Annotated in this window: 26 protein-coding genes; 11 read left to right on the top strand and 15 right to left on the bottom strand. The window is 73.8% G+C overall.

The genetic code is table 11. From position 1 onward, the window contains the following. Nucleotides 1–11: 11 nt before the first annotated feature. From ACIBCA_RS14265 to ACIBCA_RS14215, 11 genes are all read right to left on the bottom strand, one after another. A complete protein-coding gene (locus tag ACIBCA_RS14265) occupies nucleotides 12–164 on the bottom strand; it encodes a hypothetical protein (RefSeq protein WP_158845151.1) in 153 nt (50 codons plus the stop codon). A gap of 115 nt (nucleotides 165–279) precedes the next feature. Then, nucleotides 280–429: a hypothetical protein gene (locus ACIBCA_RS14260; protein WP_396283159.1), complete on the bottom strand. Its 150-nt coding sequence runs from the start codon at nucleotides 427–429 to the stop codon at nucleotides 280–282. 58 nt (nucleotides 430–487) lie between these two features. Beyond that, nucleotides 488–637 (bottom strand): daptide-type RiPP, encoded by a 150-nt coding sequence (locus ACIBCA_RS14255; RefSeq protein WP_396283158.1) that lies wholly within the window; start codon nucleotides 635–637, stop codon nucleotides 488–490. A 58-nt stretch (nucleotides 638–695) separates the two neighbouring features. Next, the gene (locus ACIBCA_RS14250) at nucleotides 696–839 is read right to left on the bottom strand and encodes a daptide-type RiPP (RefSeq protein ID WP_396283157.1); all 144 of its coding nucleotides are present in this window, start codon (nucleotides 837–839) and stop codon (nucleotides 696–698) included. A gap of 32 nt (nucleotides 840–871) precedes the next feature. Next, nucleotides 872–1,021: a daptide-type RiPP gene (locus tag ACIBCA_RS14245; protein WP_396283156.1), complete on the bottom strand. Its 150-nt coding sequence runs from the start codon at nucleotides 1,019–1,021 to the stop codon at nucleotides 872–874. A 101-nt stretch (nucleotides 1,022–1,122) separates the two neighbouring features. After that, nucleotides 1,123–1,917, bottom strand: a complete 795-nt coding sequence (locus tag ACIBCA_RS14240; protein WP_396283155.1) for an ABC transporter permease — start codon at nucleotides 1,915–1,917, stop codon at nucleotides 1,123–1,125. After that, nucleotides 1,914–2,633, bottom strand: coding sequence for an ABC transporter ATP-binding protein (locus ACIBCA_RS14235; protein ID WP_396283154.1), 720 nt, complete (start codon nucleotides 2,631–2,633; stop codon nucleotides 1,914–1,916). Before ACIBCA_RS14235 ends, ACIBCA_RS14240 begins: the two co-directional genes overlap by 4 nt. A gap of 241 nt (nucleotides 2,634–2,874) precedes the next feature. Then, a complete protein-coding gene (locus ACIBCA_RS14230; protein ID WP_396283153.1) occupies nucleotides 2,875–3,279 on the bottom strand; it encodes a hypothetical protein in 405 nt (134 codons plus the stop codon). Between the two features lie 70 nt (nucleotides 3,280–3,349). Continuing rightward, on the bottom strand, nucleotides 3,350–4,171 hold the full coding sequence (locus ACIBCA_RS14225; RefSeq protein WP_396283152.1) for a protein phosphatase 2C domain-containing protein: 822 nt from the start codon (nucleotides 4,169–4,171) through the stop codon (nucleotides 3,350–3,352). Between the two features lie 314 nt (nucleotides 4,172–4,485). Next, nucleotides 4,486–5,130: a TIGR03086 family metal-binding protein gene (locus ACIBCA_RS14220; protein WP_396283151.1), complete on the bottom strand. Its 645-nt coding sequence runs from the start codon at nucleotides 5,128–5,130 to the stop codon at nucleotides 4,486–4,488. After that, entirely contained in the window at nucleotides 5,127–6,053 is a 927-nt protein-coding gene (locus ACIBCA_RS14215) for an alpha/beta hydrolase (RefSeq protein WP_396283150.1), read from the bottom strand. The genes ACIBCA_RS14220 and ACIBCA_RS14215 overlap by 4 nt, the downstream gene beginning before the upstream one ends. 151 nt (nucleotides 6,054–6,204) lie before the next feature. Between ACIBCA_RS14215 and ACIBCA_RS14210 the strand changes: the two genes are divergently transcribed. Continuing rightward, nucleotides 6,205–6,846 (top strand): TetR/AcrR family transcriptional regulator, encoded by a 642-nt coding sequence (locus tag ACIBCA_RS14210; RefSeq protein WP_396283149.1) that lies wholly within the window; start codon nucleotides 6,205–6,207, stop codon nucleotides 6,844–6,846. Here the strand turns inward: ACIBCA_RS14210 and ACIBCA_RS14205 are convergent. The 3 genes from ACIBCA_RS14205 to ACIBCA_RS14195 are packed head-to-tail and all read right to left on the bottom strand — an operon-like array spanning nucleotide 6,843 to nucleotide 9,078. Next, a complete protein-coding gene (locus tag ACIBCA_RS14205; RefSeq protein ID WP_396283148.1) occupies nucleotides 6,843–8,141 on the bottom strand; it encodes an amidase in 1,299 nt (432 codons plus the stop codon). The two genes, ACIBCA_RS14210 and ACIBCA_RS14205, sit on opposite strands and share 4 nt — an antisense overlap. Nucleotides 8,142–8,162: 21 nt before the next feature. Continuing rightward, nucleotides 8,163–8,393 (bottom strand): hypothetical protein, encoded by a 231-nt coding sequence (locus tag ACIBCA_RS14200; protein WP_396283147.1) that lies wholly within the window; start codon nucleotides 8,391–8,393, stop codon nucleotides 8,163–8,165. Nucleotides 8,394–8,445: 52 nt separating this feature from the next. Further along, complete coding sequence (locus tag ACIBCA_RS14195; RefSeq protein ID WP_396283146.1) at nucleotides 8,446–9,078, bottom strand: ATP-binding protein; 633 nt, start codon at nucleotides 9,076–9,078, stop codon at nucleotides 8,446–8,448. 229 nt (nucleotides 9,079–9,307) lie between these two features. On the opposite strand from ACIBCA_RS14195, the gene ACIBCA_RS14190 reads away from it, so the two are divergent. The 9 genes from ACIBCA_RS14190 to ACIBCA_RS14150 all read left to right on the top strand — a co-directional run bounded on the left by ACIBCA_RS14190 (nucleotide 9,308) and on the right by ACIBCA_RS14150 (nucleotide 19,548). Continuing rightward, nucleotides 9,308–10,135, top strand: a complete 828-nt coding sequence (locus ACIBCA_RS14190; RefSeq protein ID WP_396283145.1) for a hypothetical protein — start codon at nucleotides 9,308–9,310, stop codon at nucleotides 10,133–10,135. A 147-nt stretch (nucleotides 10,136–10,282) separates the two neighbouring features. Further along, nucleotides 10,283–11,044: a YcnI family protein gene (locus ACIBCA_RS14185; protein WP_396283144.1), complete on the top strand. Its 762-nt coding sequence runs from the start codon at nucleotides 10,283–10,285 to the stop codon at nucleotides 11,042–11,044. Between the two features lie 70 nt (nucleotides 11,045–11,114). Continuing rightward, complete coding sequence (locus ACIBCA_RS14180; RefSeq protein WP_396283143.1) at nucleotides 11,115–11,786, top strand: SCO family protein; 672 nt, start codon at nucleotides 11,115–11,117, stop codon at nucleotides 11,784–11,786. Then, entirely contained in the window at nucleotides 11,783–12,310 is a 528-nt protein-coding gene (locus tag ACIBCA_RS14175; protein WP_396283142.1) for a copper chaperone PCu(A)C, read from the top strand. The genes ACIBCA_RS14180 and ACIBCA_RS14175 overlap by 4 nt, the downstream gene beginning before the upstream one ends. A 12-nt stretch (nucleotides 12,311–12,322) precedes the next feature. Next, complete coding sequence (locus ACIBCA_RS14170) at nucleotides 12,323–14,350, top strand: copper resistance protein CopC (RefSeq protein WP_396283141.1); 2,028 nt, start codon at nucleotides 12,323–12,325, stop codon at nucleotides 14,348–14,350. A gap of 5 nt (nucleotides 14,351–14,355) precedes the next feature. After that, a complete protein-coding gene (gene efeB, locus ACIBCA_RS14165; protein ID WP_396283140.1) occupies nucleotides 14,356–15,627 on the top strand; it encodes an iron uptake transporter deferrochelatase/peroxidase subunit in 1,272 nt (423 codons plus the stop codon). 175 nt (nucleotides 15,628–15,802) lie between these two features. Continuing rightward, entirely contained in the window at nucleotides 15,803–16,744 is a 942-nt protein-coding gene (pheA, locus tag ACIBCA_RS14160) for a prephenate dehydratase (protein WP_396283139.1), read from the top strand. A gap of 607 nt (nucleotides 16,745–17,351) precedes the next feature. Next, on the top strand, nucleotides 17,352–18,626 hold the full coding sequence (gene serS, locus ACIBCA_RS14155; RefSeq protein WP_396283138.1) for a serine--tRNA ligase: 1,275 nt from the start codon (nucleotides 17,352–17,354) through the stop codon (nucleotides 18,624–18,626). A gap of 67 nt (nucleotides 18,627–18,693) precedes the next feature. Beyond that, nucleotides 18,694–19,548 carry an HAD family hydrolase gene (locus tag ACIBCA_RS14150; RefSeq protein WP_396283137.1) on the top strand — a complete coding sequence of 285 codons (855 nt, stop codon included), beginning with the start codon at nucleotides 18,694–18,696 and terminating at the stop codon, nucleotides 19,546–19,548. Between the two features lie 38 nt (nucleotides 19,549–19,586). Here ACIBCA_RS14150 and ACIBCA_RS14145 read toward each other — a convergent pair whose 3' ends face one another. Further along, on the bottom strand, nucleotides 19,587–20,501 hold the full coding sequence (locus ACIBCA_RS14145; protein ID WP_396283136.1) for a LysR family transcriptional regulator: 915 nt from the start codon (nucleotides 20,499–20,501) through the stop codon (nucleotides 19,587–19,589). A 146-nt stretch (nucleotides 20,502–20,647) separates the two neighbouring features. On the opposite strand from ACIBCA_RS14145, the gene ACIBCA_RS14140 reads away from it, so the two are divergent. Next, nucleotides 20,648–21,154, top strand: a complete 507-nt coding sequence (locus tag ACIBCA_RS14140) for a nuclear transport factor 2 family protein (RefSeq protein ID WP_396283135.1) — start codon at nucleotides 20,648–20,650, stop codon at nucleotides 21,152–21,154. Nucleotides 21,155–21,157: the final 3 nt, after the last annotated feature.

The raw sequence follows: 21,157 nt of genomic DNA, 5'->3' as shown, positions 1-21,157 counted from the left end.
CCCCGTGCCGATCAGGTGATCGCGATGCCGATGCCGATGCCGGCGCCGACGGCACCCGCGAAGGCGCCACCGAGGGCCACGCCGTCCCAGAAGCCCGGAGCCTGAAGCTCCTCCAGCTCCTCGACGACCAGCTCGGACTCGCTCTGGATCAGTTCCAGCGTCATGAGGTATCCTTCCTTTGATCGTTCTTCGCGCTTCCTGTTCGAGTCGTCTTCAGCTGCCAGGCTTGTGACTCTTTCAGGGGGCGCTTTTTTCTTGCCTGTTCGGTCAGTGGCCGGATCAGGTGATCGCGATGCCGATGCCGATGCCGGCGCCGACGGCACCCGCGAAGGCGCCACCGAGGGCCACGCCGTCCCAGAAGCCCGGGGCCTGGAGCTCCTCGAGCTCCTCGACCTCGACCAGGTCCATCACGTCGATGTTGTTCTGCATTCCATTCACCTCCTCTCCCGCACTCGAACTCCCGCCAGAGGCAGGACGCTTGACCGGATCAGGTGATCGCGATGCCGATGGCCAGGCCACCGCCGACCACACCGGCGCCGACCGCGAAGCCCGCCGCCGTGTCCCAGAAGCCCGGGGCCTGAAGCTCCTCGAGCTCCTCGACCTCGACCAGCTCCATCACGTCGATGTTGTTCTGCATTGTTTTCACCCCCTCTCCCGCACTCGAACTCCCGCCAGAGGCAGGACAGTTGACCGGATCAGGTGAGAACGATGCCACCGGCGATGATGGTCGTGCCCACCGCGGTCCACTCGGGCCAGCCCCAGCCCGGGGCCTCCAGCGCCTCGAGCTCCTCGACCACGAGGGCGAGGTCCACGGCGCCGGAAGGGTTCAGCTCGGTCATGTGCTGTTCCTCGGTTCCTGTAGAAGGTCGGATCAGGTGATCGCGATGCCGATGGCCAGGCCACCGCCGACCACACCGGCACCGACGGCGAAGCCGGCCGCCGTGTCCCAGAAGCCCGGAGCCTGAAGCTCCTCCAGCTCCTCGACCTCAACCAGCTCCACCACGTCGATGTCGTTGCGCATGCCGGTCACCACCTTTCAGTGTTCTTCTCCACCGCCCGCCACGGATGTGGCAGGCGCTCTCCCCCCGCCGTACGGCGGGGAAGTCTCTTGGGGCCGACGTCTCAGCCGGCCACGTCCTGCGCGGCCAGGCGCCGGGCGCCGACGTACAGGGCCGCTCCCGCCCAGGCGGCGTAGAGCAGGAAGCCCGCCGCCATCGGCACGTGGTCCACTCCGGGGTCCAGGGCGATCGCCGCGATGGCGCCGCCGGGCAGATACCTGCCGACCTCCGGGAGGAACTTCACCAGGGCGCCCTCCAGCAGGATGGTGTAGATCACCAGACCGGCCACGGAGGCGACCTGATTGCGCACCAGCGCCCCGATCCCCACGCCGAAGACGGCGGCGAACGGCCCGAGCAGACAGGTGCCCCAGATGGTCCCGAAGAGGTCGCCGTGCCAGAGGTCGACGTCCACGCCCTTCGATCCCAGCATCGGCACCCCGATGGCGAGGACGGTCAGCTGACCGAAGATCGTGTAGACCAGCCCCAGGGCCGAGGCGACCACCGCCTTCGCCAGCAGCCACGTCCCGCGGCCCGGCAGCAGGGTGATCGAGTCACCGGCGGTGCGGTGGCGGTACTCGGTCGTGACGAGCAGCGCGCCGAGCACGGCGGCGAGCAGCGCGGAACTGAACCCGTTGCTCAGCGCCTGGTGCAGACCCTCGGGGGTGCCGGCGTCCAGCCCGCCGGGCTTGCCGACGGTGCTGACCGCGCCCAGCGTGGACATCGCGGGCATGCCCATCGCGCCCAGCAGCAGCCCCCACCAGACCCGGGTCGTACGGACCCGCACCCACTCGGCCGCCGTCGCACGCTTCAGCGTGGCACCGTCGACCGCCATCGATCCGATGGCCACTGCAGCGCTCATGCTGCCGCTCCCGTTCCGACCAGCTGACGGTACAGCTGCTCCAGACTTCCGTCGGTTGACTCCTCGGCCGCGTCGCCGTGCGTGCCCTGCCAGACCACTCGGCCCTGGAGGAACACCACGTCGTCGACCAACTGCTCGAGCTCGCCCAGCAGATGACTGCTGACCAGCACCGTGGCGCCGTCGTCGGCGGCCCGGCGCAGCCGCTCGCGCAGCCAGAGGATGCCGTCCGGGTCCAGGCCGTTGGTGGGCTCGTCCAGGACGAGCACCTTCGGCGAGCCCAGCAGGGCCCGGGCCAGGCCCAGGCGCTGGCGCATGCCCAGCGAGTAGCCCCGGGTACGGCGGCCGGCGGCCTCCAGGAGGCCGACGTCCCGCAGGACGTCGTCGATCCCGCTGCGGTCGAGTCCGAGGGCGGCGGCCTGGATCTCCAGGTGCGCCCGCCCGGTCCGGCCGGGGTGGAACGCCGAGTCCAGCAGGTGGCCGACGGTCCCGGGCGGCAGCTGCCGGTGCGGGAGGCCACCGATGGTGGCCGTGCCGCTGCCGGGCGCGGCCAGCCCGAGCAGGATGCGCATCGCGGTGGTCTTCCCCGCGCCGTTGCGCCCGACGAATCCGGTGACCCGGCCGGCCCGCGCGGTGAACGACACCTCTTCCAGCGCCCGGTGGCCGCCGAACTCCTTGGTGACCGCGTCGAGGACGATGTCGAGCCCGGGGCCGGTCATCGCTTCCCCCTCATCATGGTCCCCACCGCGATGGCCCCGACGAAAACCAGCCCGAGAAACGCGTAACCGATTCCCTTGGATTCGGATTCCGACCGGATCAGCAGGCCTCCGCAGGCCGCCATGACCGCGAGAATTCCCGCAGCCGCCACTGAAAACTTCGTCCGCATCGTCCGCATTGTTTCTTCCTTGAATTCGCTGTTTCCCAGGGCTTTTGCCGCGCGGGCCCAGCACGAAGCCGGGACTAGTCCCAGGCGGCCGTGCGCGCCGTGATCAGGCCTCCGGCCGCGCCCGCCTTGACGACCGGCAGCGGGCCGATGATCGGGCAGGTGGGACGGGTCGGCAGCACCGGGGCGACGAGAGAGACGGAGGTTTCGCCGATGGCGGCGGTGACCCCGAGCGGGCAGTTGACGGCCGCCTGGTTCGTGGTCACGGCCTGCGCCGAACCGGCGCTCCCCAGCACCAGACCGCTCACCGCGAAAGACCCCGCGAATGCGATCCCGGAAATCCGGCCGATCATTCGCCGCTTCATGTTCTCCCCCGACCGAGCCACTTTCACTCCCGTTCCCTTTGGCGTTTCCGCTCGCTGCTGACAACGAGAAATATGCCAGCCGGCGGGGGCCGCTTCCAGGGAGTTCGGGTGCAGCATCTTGCAGAGTTGCGCTGCAGCACGATGCAACAAGTGACGGGAACCGTACGGAACCGAAGCGGGCGCGCGTCTACAGGAGTGCGTAGACGGCGGAGGCGTCGTCGTGGGCCTTGCCGCGGGGCCAGCGTTCGCACCGGGCGTCGGTGCGTTCCACGGCGCGGACCTGGGCGATCAGTTCGGCCGGGCCGGCCTCGGCGAGCAGGCGCAGGGCGTCGGCCCAGCTGCCCAGGCCGAAGCGCTCGGTGTAGCGCGAGGCGCCGTCCGTGAGGGCGGCCAGGGCGCGCAGGCCGTCGAGCCGGACGAAGCCCGTCTCGGCGTGGCCGGCCGCGCGGGGGCTGGCGGCGGCGATCCAGGGGCCGTCGCCGCGGTTGCGGGCGGCGCGGACGGCCAGCGCGTACTCCAGGTGCAGCGCGGCCCGTTCGGCGGAGCCGGGGACGGTGGACCAGACCTGGCGGCGCAGCTCCTCGCCGTCCGGGAAGCGCTGGTTGTCCCCGATCACCCGGGGCGGGCCGTCGGTGAACTCCAGCACCAGCAGGGAGTCGCCGAGCACCAGGTACTCCAGCGACTCCCCGTGCCGCCGGGCGGCGACGACCGTCGCGGCGGGGGTGTTGGGGTGGCCGAGGTCGCAGCGGCCGCCGTGCAGCGCGGCGGTCTCCACGATGGCGTCGGCCAGGCACTCGGCGATCGAGCGGTCGGCGCGGTCGGTGAGCCGGGCGAGCAGGTGCACCCCGAGTCTGCGCACGTACCAGGCCGTCCCGTGCCGGCAGCCGGACTCCATCCCGGCCGGTGAACCGGAGCCGTCCAGCAGGACCAGGGCTTCCGGCGAGGCCGCCGCGAAGTCCTCGCTCTCCCGGTCGGGCCGCTGTGCTTCACCCGCGAGCTGTAGCTGCATCCCGACAGTGTGGACGCCGCCCCCGGCCCGCGCCCAGACCCGTGCGCCGGTGTGGCGCGGATCGGGGGCGGTGTCCGGTGGCAGCGGGGGCGAATCGGCCATACCGTCGGATACCGGCTGGACTTTTCGGCCAATTCGGGCCTGCCGGGTTTGGGTTCACCTTCGAGTGCCCGGGCGGCCCTGGACTGACGAGGAGCGGATCATGTTCTGGCAGTTCATCGTGGTGCTCGCCGCCTCGCTCGGGTTTCCCGCCGCCGCGCTGCTCTTCCTGATCGGCGGGCCGCGCTTCCCGGACGAGAAGCCGTCCAAGCCGTCTAACTAGCGGCCTTCCAGAGCGGGTCGCGGCCGAGCAGGGCGAGGGCGCGGGCGAAGCGGGCGCCGCCTTGGCCCGGTTCCAGGCCGGGGCCGAAGGCCATGCCGGGGGCCCGGGCCTCCGGGGTGTCCGGGACGACCTCGGTGACCTTGAGCAGCGTGCCGACCAAGGCGTCCTCGGCCTCCACCGCGGCGACCAGGGCTTCCGCGGTGCCGAGGGCGGCGGCGACGTCCCAGCCGTGGACCAGGGTGTCGAGCAGGTGGAAGCCCACGGTCTGGGTGATCGGGAAGGGGCCTCCGTCGCGGATCTCGGGCAGCCAGACCGCCCGCTCGGCGGCGGCGGCCTCCCGGAAGGCGTCGGTGAGTTCGGCGCCGGTGCGGCGGAACTCGGCGGCCACGTCCGGCCCGACCGGCGCGTCCGTGAACAGCGCGAGGTCCGGTCCGGCGCCGCGGGCGGCCGCGGCGAAGCCCTGCTGCTGGCCGATGACGTGCTCCAGCAGCTTGCGCAGCGTCCAGCCGGCGCAGGGGGAGGGCAGGTCGAGGTGCTCGGGCCGTACGGTGTCGACCACCTCGGCGGCCAGGTCCAGCGAACGGGCGTGCAGGTCGACGAGCTTCGCGGCCACGTGCTTCATGTCGTAGGGCGTCATGCGGTGGTGACCTCCTGGTCGGTGGATCCGTCGGTGGGTCCGTCGGCAGACGTGTCGGCAGACGCGTCGGCAGACGTGTCGGCGGAGATGAATCCGATCACCTGATCAACGACGGTCGGTTCCGTGACGATCCTTCGGTGACCCAGCCCCTGAGTGACGATCAGGTCGAGCCGGTCGCCGTACGCGCGGTGCAGCCGGTGCGCCTGGCCGAGCGGGACGACCCGGTCGTCCTCGTCGTGCACCACCAGGACGGGCAGGCCGACGGCCTCCGCCTGCTGGGCCGCGTCGTAGCGCTCCCAGGCGCCCGCGTCCCCCGCGAAGAGCGACTCCTCGATCCGGAGGCGCAGTTGGCGCTCCACGGCGGCGTTCAGCCCGAGCCCGGCGCAGAACGCGGCCGGGAAGAACCCGACCGAGGACACCCCGGAGACGGCGGCCAGCCGACCGGCCCGCAGGCCGTCCGCCAGGGCGCCGAAGGCGGCGCAGACGCCCAGGGAGTGGGCGACGACGGCCTCGAACGGGCCGTACCTGTCCTGGAGTTGGAGTGCGAGGTGGCGGTACTCCAGCACGCTGGTGGCCCGCCCGCCCGAGTCGCCGTGGCCCGGGGCGTCGAACGCGAGGACGCTCAGGCCGAGTTCGCGCAGCCGGGGCACGTACGGCGCGAAGCGGGAGGCCCGGGAGCGCCAGCCGTGCAGCATCAGGACGGGCCGCTCGCCGTCGCCCCAGCGGTAGCCGACCACCGGCTTGCCGTTCACCCGCAGCGGTTCGACGGCGGCGCGGCGGTGGATCTCCAGCTCGGTGCCGCGGACCCGGCTGCGGCGCAGCGGGCGGCGGAACAGTTCGAAGGCGGCCCGCCCGGCCGGGCCGGGGGCGAGGGCGGCGGTGCCGTTGAGCGTGGTGCGGATCAGTGCGTGGGCGGGGCCCATCGGAGTCTCCCTGTCGCTCGTTCCTGCGGACGAGATGCTAGCACGACCGTTCGTACAGTTTTATGGACGCCCGCGCAAGGGCGCAACTGCGCCCACGCACTACCCTGGGCTGGCAGCACCGCGACCCACGGCGACCAGAACGGGGCGGACGATGGCCGGACCGACCACCGACAGGCGACTCCTGCGCGGGGAGGAGACCCGCCGGGCCGTCCTGCGCCGAGCCGTCGAGATCGCCTCCGTCGAGGGCCTCGAAGCCCTCTCCATCGGCCGGCTCGCCACCGACCTCGGGCTCAGCAAGAGCGGCGTCTTCGCCGGCTTCGGCTCCAAGGAGGAACTGCAGCTCGCCACCGTCCGCGCCGCCCGGCGGATCTTCGCCGACGCCGTCGTCGCCCCCGTCGCCGACACCCCGCCGGGCCTCGCCCACGCCCGTGCCCTCTGCGAGAGCTGGCTCGCCTACTCCCGGGCCCGGATCTTCCCCGGCGGCTGCTTCTTCTACGAGGTCACCGCCGAGTTCGACGCCCGCCCCGGCACCATCCGCGACGCCCTCGCCGCCTGCTCCCGCGAGTGGCACGAGACCGTGACCGCCACCCTCGCCGAGGCCCGCGCCACCGGGGGCCTACGACCGGACACCGACCTCGGGGACCTCGCCTTCGCCCTCGTCTCCGTGCTGGAGACGGCCAACTCCCAGGCCGTGCTGCACGAGGAGGACACCCCGTACCAGCGGGCCGAACGCCTCCTGCTGCGCCTGCTGCGCGCCGAGGCCACCGACCCTGCCGATCCGGCGCTCGCCTAACCCTCCGCCAACACCCGTTCCACGTCAGCTGCTTGAGCCAACAGCAGCTCGTCCCGCCCCCGCGCGCCGACCACCTGGAGGCCCAGCGGCAGCCCGGCCGCCGTCCGACCGGCCGGCAGACTCAGGGCGGGCAGGCCCAGGTAGCTCCACGGGAGCGACATCACCGCGTCCCCCGTGCTGTGCAGCCCCTCCGGCGCGCCACCGGTCGCGGACGGGGCCAGCCACAGGTCCACCCCCGCCCCGGCCGCCTGCGCCGCCACCCGCTCGCGCAGCCGCTCCCTGGACCGCAGCGCCGCCGTACGGTCCTCGGCCGCGACGCCCTGGCCGACGCGGATGCCCGCCGCCGTCTCCGGCCGGTACAGACCGCCGAACCGGGCGAACCAGTCGGCGTGGCTACGGGCCATCTCGAAGCGGTTGATCACCTGCAACTGCCGTGCGGTCTCCACGAATTCGGGGAACAGCGGCACCCCGCGCACCACCAGCCCGGCCGCCTCCAGCCCGGCGATCCACCCCTCGAAGGCCCGCAGCGCCTCCGGTTCGGCCCGCTCCAGGTACGGGCCCTCCGGCACCCCGAGCACGGGCTTCCGCGCGGCAGCGGGGTCGGCCGCGGGGTCGGGCCGCCAGTCCTCGCAGAGCAGCGAGGCCGCCAGGGCCGCGCCCGCCAGGTCGGAGGTGAACACGCCCAGGGTGTCGAAGCTCGGCGCGTTCGGGATCACCCCCGCGAACGGGATCCGCCCGTACGTCGGCCGGAAGCCCACCACCCCGCAGTACGCGGCCGGGCGGATCACCGAGCCGACGGTCTGGGTGCCCACGGCCAGCGGCACCAGCCCCGCCGCGACGGCGGCCGCCGAACCGCTGCTGGAGCCGCCGGGGGTGTGGCCCGGGTGGTGCGGATTGCGCGTCGGGCCCGGGGCGCTCCCGGCGAACTCGGCGGTGGTCGTCTTGCCCGCGACCAGCGCCCCGGCCGCCAACAGCCGGTCCACCACCACGGCCTGCGGCCCGGCCAGCACCCCCGGCGGCAGCGCCGATCCGGCGTGCGTCGGCAGGCCCGCCACGTGCACGATGTCCTTGATCCCCACCGCCACCCCGTGCAGCGGCCCCCGCCCGGCGGCCTCCCGCACCTGCGCGTGCAGCCGCTCCGCCCGTCCGGCCTCGGGCACGAACGCGTGGATCAGCGGGTCCACCCGCTCCAGCCGCGTCAGGAAGGCGTCGACGTACTCCCGGGGCGAGCTCCGCGCGGCACCCCCTTCGATCTCATCGGTCAACGACCGTGGCCGGACCAGGGATTCGTCCATGCCGGACACGGTAGTGCCGCGCTACTGGTGCTCGGCCGCCAGGTACGGCGCCTCGCGCAGGAAGTACGCCCCGCAGGTGTGGCAGCACAACTCCGCGGTCTTCCCCCAGTCCACCGCCTCCCGCACCCGAGCGTCCGCCGCCAGCTCCCGCCCGCACATCGCCACGCTCTCCTCCCCCCGGACCACGTGCCACAGCCGCACCCCACCCGCCGCCCCGCCGGCGCCGTACTCGGCTCGCATCTGATGCCTCATGCCCCTCATCGTCCGCCCGCCCCCGACCCCCGGCAACCGGGCGGCCGCCGGGTCAGGACGCGGCACGCAGGAGGGCGTTGTCCTGCCACTTGAGGATCTTGTCGAAGCTCACGATGGCCCCGCGCAGGGGGTGGTTGCGGAGCTGGACGTGGTCGGTGAGGGCGTGGATGAGGAAGAGGCCGCGGCCGGACTCGGCGGTGAGGTCGGGGAGGGTGTCGAGGTCGACGGGGCGCAGCGTGGGGGCGGTGGGGCGGTGCGGGAGGACGTGGGTGTCGTAGGGGTGGCCGTCGCGGCGGGGGCGGTGGGAGGTGAGCACGCGGGCGGGCACGCTGGCGCGGCCCCGGCGGGGGCGGGCGTGCGGGGCCGGGCGGGTGGGGGCGGCCGCGGGGGCGGCGGGGCGGCGGGTGCGCGGGGCGGCCGGGGCGGGCAGGCCCGGGCCCGAGTCGGTGACCTCGATGCGCAGCCGGTCGCCGCTGATGGAGGCGGTGACCTGGAAGCCGTCCTCGGGCCGGCCGCAGGCGCCGTGCTCGACGGCGTTGGCGCAGGCCTCGGTGAGGGCGACCCCGAGGTCGTGGGCGATCTGCGGATCGACACCCGCCGTCGCCATGGCACCGAGCAGGATGCGCCGGGCGAGCGGGACGCTGGCCGGGTCGCGCTTGAGGTGCAGAGTCCACCAGATGTCCACGGGAGGTCCCTCCTGGCTGCGGCTCCACATACAACTAGGTATCTCCGGGCGATGACGCGGTGAACCGTGCCGCGGGGCCGCTACCGCTCGTTCGGCGGATGGACTCGGGCCGGGGTCTGTGCCGGGCGGCGCACTGTTCACCCCTCGCGCCGCGGCCGAACGGGGCATTCGTAGGGATTTCCCACCCTGCCCGTGTCGGCCCGGTAGGCGATGAGATGATGGCGCAGCCATGACTGCCCTCCCCGCCGCCCCGCTCCCGGGCGCCTCCGCCCCGGCCCGGCCGGTGGGGGCCGCCGCCTGGGACCTGAGGGTTGCCCGGGCCGTCCCGTTCGCGCTGGTGTGCACGCTGATCGCGGCCGTCGGGCACGCGCTGGCCGGCGGCGGGAACCCGGCGCCGGTGGCGCTGGTGACGGGCTTCGCGGCGGTGCTGGTGTGCGCGGTGGTGCTGGGCGGGCGGGAGCGTTCGCTGGCGGGCATCGCCGGGGCGCTGGGCCTCGGCCAGCTGGGGCTGCACTGCCTCTTCCACGGCTTCGGCGGTGGCTCCGGCTCCGGCGCGATGGCGGGGATGCACCACGGCGGCGGCGCGATGGGCGTCCCGCAGGTGGCCACCCGGCTGATCTGCAACGAGGCCCACCCGGGCACGCTGGCGGGCCTGCCCGGTTCGCCCTCCGCCGAGCAGCTGGTCTCCTCGGCGGGGCTGGACCCGCACGCCTTCGCCGCCGCGCCCTGGTGGCAGGGCGGGCTGCTGGGGATGACGCCCTCGATGCTGGCCGGGCACCTGGCGGCCGCGCTGGTGGCGGGCTGGTGGCTGCGGCGCGGCGAGGCCGCGCTGTGGCGGCTGCTGCGGGTGGCGGCCTCGGCGGCCCGGGAGCACTGGGCGGCTCCGCTGCGCTCGGCGCTGCTGCTGGCGGCCGCGCTGCTGCGCGGGCTGGTCGGCACCGCGGGCCCGGAGCCCCGGTTCGGGCGCGGGGGCGGCGGGGCGCCGTTCCCGGTGGGTGCCGCGCTGCGGCACAGCGTGGTGCGGCGGGGGCCGCCGCGCGGGGCGTTCGCGTACTGACCCGGCCTTCCCCACGGTTCGACGGCTCTGCCCGTACGGCCGTCCCGGGGCGCGGGTGTGCGCGATGACCGGACCGTCCTTCGATCACGAACGACGGCCTCAGGCTCGACCCCCACACGTCCTTCCTCCGATCGGAGACCCCGCATCATGCGTACCCTTCCTGCCCGCCGTATCGCCGCCGTCGCCCTGACCGCCGCCGCCTCCGTGGTCGCCCTGGCCGGCCCCGCGTTCGCGCACGTCACCGTGAACCCCGGCTCGGCCTCGCAGGGCGGCTACACGGCCGTCGACTTCCGGGTGCCGAACGAGAGCGACACCGCGAGCACGGTCAAGCTCGAGGTCAACCTGCCGCTGGACCACCCGCTGGCCTCCGTGCGCACCCTGCCGATGCCGGGCTGGACGGCCGTCGTCGAGAAGTCCAAGCTCGACAAGCCGATCAAGGTCCACGGCAGCGACGTCAACGAGGCCGTCTCCAAGATCACCTGGACCGCCGACGCCGGCACCAAGATCGCCCCCGGCCAGTTCCAGGAGTTCCGCGTCTCCCTCGGCCCGCTGCCGACCGACGCCGACAGCATGGCGTTCAAGGCCCTGCAGACCTACGACAACGGCGACGTCGTCCGCTGGATCGACGAGTCCAAGGAGGGCCAGCCCGAGGCGGCCCACCCGGCGCCCGTCCTCAAGCTCACCAAGGCTTCGGGCGACGCCCACGGCGCCGGCGCGAGCGCCACCGCCGGCCCGGCCGCCGGGACGCACGGCGACAGCTCGGACCACGCCGCCGCCTCCGACGGCGACAAGAAGGCCAGCGACTCCACCGCCCGCACCCTGGGCGTCGTCGGCATCGTGGTCGGCGTGATCGGCGCCGCCGTCGGCATCGCCGGCCTGCGCCGCAAGAGCAGCGGCTCCGCCTCCTGATCCAGGCGCCGGCGGGGGCCGTCCCGCGACGGCCCCCGCCGGCGCTCCAGCGCGCACGATCGGAAACCCCATGCCCCGCACCGCCCGCACCACCCGCCTCGCCGGCGCCGCCGCCCTCGCGCTCGCCGCCGCCCTGGCCCTCTCCGCCTGCGGCTCCGACGGAGGCGGCAGCGGCAACGCCGCCACCGTCGTCCAGCAGAAGGAGAAGACGCCCTACGAGGGCACCAAGCTCGCCAAGAACTTCGAGAAGCCCGACCTCCAGCTGACCGACACCAGCGGGCAGCCCTTCGACCTGCGCAAGCAGACCAACGGGCACAGCACCCTGCTGTTCTTCGGCTACACCAGCTGCCCGGACGTCTGCCCGACCACCATGGGCGACATCGGCGTGGCGATGAAGGCGCTGCCGGAGGAGGAGCGCAAGAAGGTCGACGTCGTCTTCGTCTCCACCGACCCGCAGCGCGACACCCCCAAGGTGCTGCGCACCTGGCTGGACTCCATGGGCAAGGACTTCATAGGTCTCACCGGCGACCTGGAGAAGGTGAAGGCCGCCGCCAAGTCGCTGGGCATCATGATCGAGGACCCGGTGGTCAACGCGGATGGCACCGTCACCTCCACCCACGGCGCCCAGGTGCTGGCCTTCCTCCCCTCGGACGACAAGGCGCACGTGCTCTACATGAGCGGCACCGACGTGAAGACCTACACCCACGACCTGCCGCTGCTCGCCAAGGGGGTGGCGGCGTGACCGCCGCGGCCACCGGCACGGGCACGGGCACCGGCACCTCCCGCCGCTTCCGCCGCTCGGCGCTGACCGGCGCGGTGCTCGCCACCGCCCTGGGCGCCGGGGCGATCCTCGCGGCCTGCGGCTCGGGCAGCCAGGCCGACGCGGGGACCGGCCCGGCGAAGCTGAGCGTCGCCGACTCCTACATCCCGCTGCCCCCGGCGGGCGGGATGGCGGCCGGGTACCTGACCGTGCGCAACGACGGCGGCGGCCAGGACCAGCTGGTCAAGGTGAGCAGCCCGGGCGCGGAGTCGATCACCATGCACCGCTCCACGGAGTCGAGCATGGAGCAGGTCGAGAGCATGGACGTGCCCGCGCACGGCGCGCTGCAGCTCGCCCGCGGCGGCAACCACCTGATGATCATGGGCTGGCAGAAGGCCCCGGCCCTCGGCGACGAGGTCGAGCTGGACCTGACCTTCGCCAAGTCCGGCACCATCGCGGTCAAGGTGCCGGTCAAGGAACTCACCTACCGCCCCGGCCAGAACTAGGACTCGCCAGCCATGGAAACGGCCTCCACCCGCCGGACCCCCCGCCGGATCGTCCACCGCCGCCTGACCGGGCTGGTCGGGGTGCTCGGCGCGCTGCTCGCGCTGATGCTCGCCGCCGCCGGCCCCGCCTCCGCGCACGCCACCCTGGACTCCACCGACCCGCGGCAGAACTCGGTCGTCGCCACGGCCCCGCAGGCGGTCACGCTGACCTTCAGCGAGGAGGTGTCGCTGTCCGGCGACTCCGTCCGGGTCCTCGACCCGGCCGGCAAGGCGGTGGACGCGGGCAACCCCGTGCACGCGGACGGTAAGGCCAACACCGCCCGCGTCGGCCTGAACGGCGGCCTCGCCAACGGCACGTACACCGTGGCCTGGCGGGCCGTCTCCGCGGACTCCCACCCGGTGGGCGGGGCCTTCACCTTCTCCGTCGGCGCGCCCTCGGACACCTCCGTCTCCGCCTCCGCCCTCCAGGGCGCCGACGCGGACGGGCTGGTCGCCGCCCTCTACGGCACCGGGCGCACCGTCGCGTACGCCGCGTTCGCCCTGCTGGCCGGGGTGGCCGCGTTCGCGCTGATCTGCTGGCCCGGCGGCACCGCGCGCCGGTCGGTGCAGCGGCTGCTGATGACCGGGTGGACGGCGCTGCTGGTCTCCACCGTCGCCGTGCTGATGCTGCGCGGCCCGTACGAGCGCGGGTCGGGGGTCGGCAAGGCGTTCGACCTGTCGCTGGTGCGCGCCACCCTGGACGAGCGGATCGGCACCGCGCTGGCCGCGCGGCTGCTGCTGCTCGCGGCGAGCGGGGTGTTCCTGTCGCTGCTGGTCGGACAGCTGGGGCAGCCGCCCCGCGCGATGCCGGTCCCCGCCGCCGAAGGGGCCGCCGAGGGGGATGCGGAGGACGCCGAGGAGGCGGAGCTGCGCGAGCTGGAGCGCCGGGCCGCCGAGCGCCCGCAGCGGGAGACCAGGCTGGGCCTGGGCGTGGCCGGGCTGGTGCTCGCCGTCGCGCTCTCGGCGACCTGGGTCGGCGCCGACCACGCCTCGGTCGGCATCCAGGTCTGGCTGGCGCTGCCGCTCGGCATCCTGCACCTGATCGCGATGGCGCTCTGGCTGGGCGGCCTGGCCGCGCTGCTGGTGGCGCTGCGCGAGGGCGTCGGCGCCGAGGTGGTGGACCGCTTCTCGAAGATCGCGTTCGGCTGCGTCGCCGTCCTGGCCGCCACGGGCCTCTACCAGTCCTGGCGGGGCCTCGGCAGCTGGGGCGCGCTCAGCGACACCGAGTACGGGCGGCTGCTGCTGGTGAAGACCGGCTGCGTCGTGGTGATGCTCGGCGTCGCCTGGATCTCCCGCAGCTGGCTGGCCCGGCTGCGCTCGGCCCCGGAGGAGGCGGCCGAGGTCGAACCGGCCGGGCTGCCCGAGCCGGAGCCGGTGGCCGTCGCCGCGCACGGCGAGGACCCGGCCCGGCAGGCCCAGCTGGAGCGCCAGCGCGCGGCCCGGGAGAGCGCGGGGCGCGAGCGCGGGCTCACCCCGACGCGGGCGGGGCTGCGCCGCTCGGTGCTGGTGGAGGCGCTGGTCGCGGTGGCGGTGCTGGCCGTCACCACGATGCTGACCAACTCCCCGCCCGGGCGGGTGGCGGGCGAGATCAAGGCCGCCGGGACCGCCGGGAGCGCCGCCCCCGCGGCCGGGGCCACCCCGCAGACCGAGCCGGGGCGCACGGTGGAGCTGAAGCTCCCGTACGACACCAAGGGCCGCACCCCCAACGCCAAGGGCACCGCGACCGTCACCCTCAACCCGGCCAGGACCGGCCCCAACGAGGTGAAGCTCGCGCTGGACGGCGTGGACGGCAAGCCCGTCGAGGTGCCCGAGATCCAGCTCGCCTTCACCCTGCCGGACCGCGACCTCGGCCCGCTGCCCGTCGTGCTCACCCCCCAGGGCCCGGGCCGCTGGAGCGGCACCACGCAGCTGCCGCTGGCCGGCACCTGGGTGGTGTCGGCGCAGATCCGCTCCTCCGACATCGACCAGACCACCCCGACCCTGCAGTTCAGGATCGGGTGATCGCGATGGAGGAGACCACGCGTACGGAGGGCTTCACCCGGCGGGCGCTGATCGGCACCGCCGGGGCCGGGCTGCTGGCCGGAGCCGGGGCGGGGGTGGCCGGGGCCGTCGCCCTGGACCGGCCCGCCGCCACGGGGGCGGCGCCGGCCACGGGAACGCCGGGCACCGGGGCGCTGGGCGCCGCCCGGGTGAGGTTCCACGGGGAACATCAGGCGGGCATCCTCGAACCGCAGCAGGCCCGGGTGCAGCTGGCCGCCTTCGACCTGACCCAGGGCGTCGGCCGCGACGGGCTGCGCACCCTGTTCCGGCGCTGGTCCAAGGCCGCCGAGAGGCTGACGGCCGGGGAGCCCGTCGAGGAGTTCGAGGACCAGGTCGCGCTGGACGCCGGGCCCTGCTCGCTCACCCTCACCGTGGGCGTGGGCGCCTCCCTCCTCGACAAGGCCGGGCTGGCCGACCGCCGCCCGGCCGCGCTCGAACCGCTGCCCGCCTTCCCCGGCGACGCCCTCGACCCGGCGCGCGGCGACGGCGACCTGTTCGTGCAGATCGGCGCCGACGACGCGCTGGTGGCCGTGCACGCCCTGCGGGTGTTGCAGCGGCTGGCGGACGGGACGGCGGCGCTGCGCTGGCAGTCGGCCGGCTTCGCCCGGACGCCGGGGGCCGCCGCGCAGGCCGTCACCGGGCGCAACCTGATGGGGCAGATCGACGGCACCAACAACCCCAAGCCCTCCGAGGACGGCTTCGCGGCCAAGGTGTTCTGCACGGCCGGCGAGGACCGGCCGGCCTGGCTGGCCGGCGGCTCGTACCTGGTGTTCCGGCGCATCCGGATGCTGCTGGACCACTGGGAGGCGCTGCCCGTCGACCGGCAGGAGCGGGTGATCGGGCGGCGCAAGTCGGACGGTGCCCCGCTGAACGCGCCCGCCGGGGCCGGGGAGCACGCCCCGGTGGACCTGGCGGCCCGGGGGCAGGACGACGCCCTGGCGATCCCGGCCGACGCCCACATCCGGGTCGCCGCACCGGCGGCGAACGGCGGGGCGGCGATGCTGCGGCGCGGGTTCTCGTACCACGACGGCCTGTCGGCGGACGGCAGCCCGGACGCCGGGTTGCTCTTCCTCGCCTTCCAGTCCGATCCGCGCCAGGGCTTCACCCCGGTGCAGCGCAAGCTCTCCCGGGGCGACGGGCTCTCGCGCTTCCTGCGGCACGAGGCGAGCGGGCTCTACGCGGTCCTCCCGGGGGTCGCGGCGGGCGGATATCTCGGGCAGGAGCTGCTGGAGGGCTAGCCTCCGCTTCGCGCCGTATTCCATCCATGTCCCGTCCCCTGGAACAGGCCCGTTCCGGGTGGCCGGAATCGCTAGGGTGGCAGGAGGGGGACGGCGGTCGGTCCACGGCGCCGGACCCCTTCTTCCGTTTGTTCCGTCCCACCGCTTCGATCGCTGAGACCTCCGGAGGCGTCCAATGTCGGCCACGGCCACGCGCTACACCTACCTCGGCCCGGCCGGCACGTTCACGGAGGCGGCGCTGCACACCCTGCCCGAGGCGGCGACCCGGGAGCTGGTGCCGCTGTCCTCGGTGGCGCTGACCCTGGACGCGGTGCGCAACGGGGACGCCTCCGGGGCGTTCGTGCCGATCGAGAACTCCGTCGAGGGCGCCGTCACCGCGACCAACGACGAACTCGCCTCCGGCGCACCGCTGATGATCTACCGCGAGGTGCTGCTGCCGATCACCTTCGCCCTGCTGGTGCGGCCGGGCACCGAGCTGTCGGAGATCAAGACGGTCACCAGCCACCCCGTCGCCCAGCCGCAGGTGCGGCGCTGGATGGCGACGAACCTGCCGGAGGCCGTCTGGGAGTCGGCCGCCTCCAACGCGGACGGCGCGCGGCTGGTGGCGGAGGGCCGCTACGACGGGGCGTTCGCGGGCGAGTTCGCGGCGCCGATCTACGGCCTCGACCCGCTGGTCAAGGACATCGCCGACGCCAAGACGGCGACCACCCGGTTCGTCCTGGTCGGCCGGCCCGGGCGGATCTCCTCGGCGACCGGCGCGGACAAGACCTCGCTGGTGGCCTGGCTGCCGGACGACCACCCCGGCGCGCTGCTGGAACTGCTCCAGGAGTTCGCGGTGCGCGGGGTCAACCTGATGCGGATCGAGTCCCGGCCGACCGGTGAGGGGCTGGGCAGCTACTGCTTCCTCATCGACTGCGAGGGGCACCTGTCCGAGCGCCGGGTGGGCGAGGCGATGATGGGCCTCAAGCGGATCTGTCCGCAGGTGCGCTTCCTCGGCTCCTATCCGCGCGCCGACCGGCAGGTCTCGACCCTCCGGCGGCCCGGAACCTCGGATGAGGATTTCACCGAGGCCTCGGACTGGCTCTCCCGCTGCCTCGACGGGCGCGCGGACGTCTGAGCACGGACATCTGAGCACGGACATCCGAGCGCGGACATCCGAGACATCTGAGCGCCGGACATCCGAGGGACGCCTGTCGTCTTTCTACGCTTTTCCCGACGTTTTCGACCGGTTTCGATCGCGGCGATCGGGCGGGGTCGCGTGAGTCCACCGCGGCCCCGCAGCTCGTTCCACCGTCGTCCACAGGGCCCGCCCCGGGCGGGGCCCGCTGTCCACAGGCCCGCGCGCTGTCCACAGCCGGAAGTTATCCACAGGCATGGGGACGAGTCGACAAACCGGTATAGCCATTGCCCAGACCCGGTCGGACCATCGGTTTGCGTCGCAGAGATGACTAATCGGACCAGAGTCACCCCCTTGCCTGCAAATCACCCGTCTGAGTGCTTCAATTCCCTCACCCGAGTAGGTCGAGTGAGGTTTGAAACCTCAATTCCCTGGTTCGGATTCGCGGAGGGTGACCCTCCCCCTCTCTCCACAGGCTCGGGGTGGCGCCTGTGGATAACCCGCCCCGGGGAACTTCCCCACAGGGGTTATCCACAGGACGGGCCGAGTTATCCCCAGGGGAAATCCGGTACCGGTGGGGAAGCCTCCGCCCGGTACGCTAGGGCCTGTGATTGACCTTCGCCTGCTCCGTGAGGACCCTGACCGAGTGCGCGCCTCGCAGCGCGTCCGTGGCGAGGACGTCGACATCGTCGACGCCCTCCTCTCCGCCGACGAACGGCGCCGGTCCTCGGGCAGTCGCTTCGACGAACTGCGCAACGAGCAGCGGGTGCTCGGCAAGCAGGTCGCCCAGGCCAAGGGCGACGAGAAGGCCGCCCTGCTCCAGCGCACCAAGGAGCTCGCCGCCGAGGTCAAGGCCGCCGACGCCGAGCAGAGCGCCGCCAAGGAGGAGGCCGACCGCCTCCTGCGCTCCCTGGCGAACCTCATCGACCCGGCCGCTCCGGTCGGTGGCGAGGAGGACTTCGTCACGCTCGAGGAGATCGGCACCCCGCGCGACTTCGCCGCCGAGGGCTTCGAGCCCCGCGACCACGTCGAGCTCGGCCAGATCCTCGGCGCCATCGACACCGAGCGCGGCGCCAAGGTCGCCGGCGCCCGCTCCTACTACCTGACCGGTCCCGGCGCGCTGCTGGAGCTCGCCCTGGTCAACATGGCCATCGCCCAGGCCACCGCGGCCGGCTTCATCCCGATGATCACCCCGACCCTGGTCCGCCCCGCGGCCATGGACGGCACCGGGTTCCTCGGCCAGGCCGCCGAGAACGTGTACCACCTCGCCGAGGACGACCGGTACCTCGTCGGCACCAGCGAGGTGCCGCTGGCGGCGTACCACATGGACGAGATCCTCGACGCCGACAAGCTGCCGCTGCGCTACGCCGGGTACTCCTCCTGCTTCCGCCGCGAGGCCGGCACGTACGGCAAGGACACCCGCGGCATCATCCGCGTCCACCAGTTCGAGAAGGTGGAGATGTTCGTCTACACCACTCCGGAGGAGGCGGAGGCCGAGCACCGCCGCCTGCTCCAGTGGGAGAAGGACTTCCTCAACGCCCTCGAGCTGCCCTACCGGGTCATCGACGTCGCCTCCGGCGACCTCGGCGCCTCGGCGGCCCGCAAGTTCGACATCGAGGCGTGGATCCCCACCCAGGGCAAGTACCGCGAGGTCACCTCGACCTCGAACACCACCGAGTACCAGGCCCGCCGGCTCTCCATCCGGATGCGCGAGGAGGGCAAGACCCGCCCGCTCGCCACCCTCAACGGCACCCTGGTCGCCATCCCGCGCACCATCGTGGCCATCCTGGAGAACCACCAGCAGGCCGACGGCTCGGTCGTCGTGCCGGAGGCGCTGCGGCCCTTCCTCGGCGGGCGGACCGTCCTCGAGCCGGTCACGTAGGCATCTGCCGCACCGGTTCGACCGGCTCCACCGGCTCCATCCGCAGAACCCGGGAGACGTACGGCCCATGAGCACCACCAGCCCCGACCTCCCGGCCGACGCGCGCGCGGTCGGTGGCGACCTGCCCTACCGGCTGGTCGCCACCGACCTCGACGGCACGCTGCTCACCAGTGCCGAGACCGTCTCCGAGCGCACCCGCGCCGCCCTGGCCGCGGCCACGGGCGCGGGCGCGCTCCACATCATCGTCACCGGCCGCTCGGCGAGCTGGGCCCGGCCCGTCTTCGACGAGATCGGGTACACCGGCATAGCGGTCTGCGGGCAGGGCGCCCAGGTCTACGACGCCGGGGCGCACAAGCTGCTCACCTCCCTCACCCTCGACCGGCGCCTGGCCGCGCTCGCGATCGAGAAGATCGAGGCCGAGGTCGGGCCGCTGGCCGTCGCCTCCAGCCAGGACGGCCTGGACGGGCAGGTGCTCGCCGGGCCCGGGTACGAGCTGATCATCGGCTCGGACCTGCCGGTGGTGCGCGTCGAGCGCGAGGAGCTGCTGGCCTCGCCCGTCAGCAAGCTCTACATCCAGCACCCCGGTCTCGACGACGACGCCCTCGCGGAGGCCGCCCGCAGCGCGGCCGGCGGGCTGGTCGGCGTGGTGATGGCCGGGGCCGGCGTGGTGGAGCTGCTGCCGCTCGGGCTCTCCAAGGCCACGGGCCTCGCCGTCGCCGCCCACCGCCTGGGCGTGCGCGCGGCCGACACCATCGCCTTCGGCGACATGCCCAACGACGTCCCGATGTTCGGCTGGGCCGCGCACGGCGTGGCCATGGCGGGGGCGCACGAGGAGCTGCTGGCCGTCGCGGACGAGGTCACGGCGGGCAACGACGAGGACGGCGTCGCCCTCGTCCTGGAGCGCCTCTTCCCCGCTCGGTAGTCACCGCTCGGTAGTCACCGCTCGCTAGTCACCGCTCGCTAGTCGCCCACTTCGGCCGGACCGATCACGGCGAGGGCGGCCTCGCCGAAGGCCCGGACGCGGGCGGTGGCGCCGTCGGCGGGCCACACCAGGCTCCACTCGACCGGCTCGGCGTCCGTGAGGGTCACGTAGGCGACGTCCGGGCGGGCGAAGTACCGCCGGGCGTGGGCGCCCACCTCGAAGACGCCCTCCCCCGCGCCGACCAGGGTGAGCGCCTCGTTGAACGTGGTCGCCTCCGGGCCGAGAGGGCCGAGGGGGCCGCCCGGGCCGAGCCCGCCGAGCCCGCCGGTCGGCGTACGGTCCTCGAACGCGCTGGGCGTCCCGGGCAGCCGCAGCACCGTCAACCCGCCCAGCTCCGCCGGGGAGACGGCGCCCCGGCGGGCGAACGGGTGCCCGGCCGGCACGGCGAGCATCCGCGCCTCGCGCACCAGGACCGGGCCCACCGCGACGTCCTCCCCGAGCACCGACTGGCAGGTCAGCGCGAGTTCGACCGCGCCCTCGCGCAACCACGGCATGACCTCGGGCAGTTGGGCCTCCCGCAGCCGGACCTCGCAGTCCGGGTGCCGCTCGCGGAACTCCTGCGCGATGCCCGCCAGCAGCTGGCCCGCCGCCGGGCCGACGAAGGCGACCCGCAGCCGCCCGCTGAGGCCCCGCCCCGCCTCCACCGCCCGTACGACGGCGGCGCCGATCCGCTCCCAGGCGGGCCGGACCTCCCCGTACAGCTCCAGCCCCGCCGAGGAGAGCCGGACCCGGCGGCTGGTGCGGTGGAACAGCGGGACGCCGATCCGGCGCTCCAGCCTCGCGATCGTCTGGCTGATCCTCGCCGTGGAGACGTGCAGCCGCTCCGCCGTCCGCCCGAAGTGCAGTTCCTCGGCGAGCGTCAGGAACGCCTCCACCTCGTACCGCTCCAACATCCCGGTTCCCTCCCCCGACCCCGGTCCATCGTCAACCTGGGCTTAACGATCGTGCCTCACAAGCGCGTTGATACCCCGTCCGGCGGCGGGAAGGATCACAGGTGCCGGAAAACCGGAAGATCCGCCCCCGCCGAGGAGAGTCCATCATGTACGTCACCGCACCCCGGGCCCTGACCGCCCCGGCCCAGGACACCGCGGCCGTGGTCGCCGAGCTGCGCGACCGCGCGGAGATCCTCGACGCGCTCCACCGCTTCGGCCTCGGCCAGGACCTCAAGGACCGGGATCTGTTCGCCTCGGCCTTCGCCGAGGACGCCGAGCTGGACTTCCGCCCGGCCGCCGCCAAGTGGGGCGGTGAGCCCCCGGTGATGACCGGCCGGGACTTCATCGTCGACACCATCCTGGGGATGTTCACCGGCCGGATCGACACCACCCACCAGGTCACCAACCCCCGGATCGTCGTCGACGGCGACACCGCCCGCCTCACCGCCCTGGTGGAGGCCCAGCACCTGCTGATCGCCGACCCGGCCGTCCACGCGCTGCTCAAGAACCCCTACGACGTGGAGCTCGTCCGCGACGGCGACCGCTGGGTCGTCCGGCGGATGCGCATCGACAACGCCTGGTTCACCGGGGAGCCGAAGGCGATCTTCGGATGAAAA

This window comes from Kitasatospora sp. NPDC051170 (assembly GCF_044455705.1).
Taxonomy (GTDB): Bacteria; Actinomycetota; Actinomycetes; order Streptomycetales; family Streptomycetaceae; genus Kitasatospora.
This window is presented reverse-complemented; position numbering and strand designations above follow the sequence as displayed.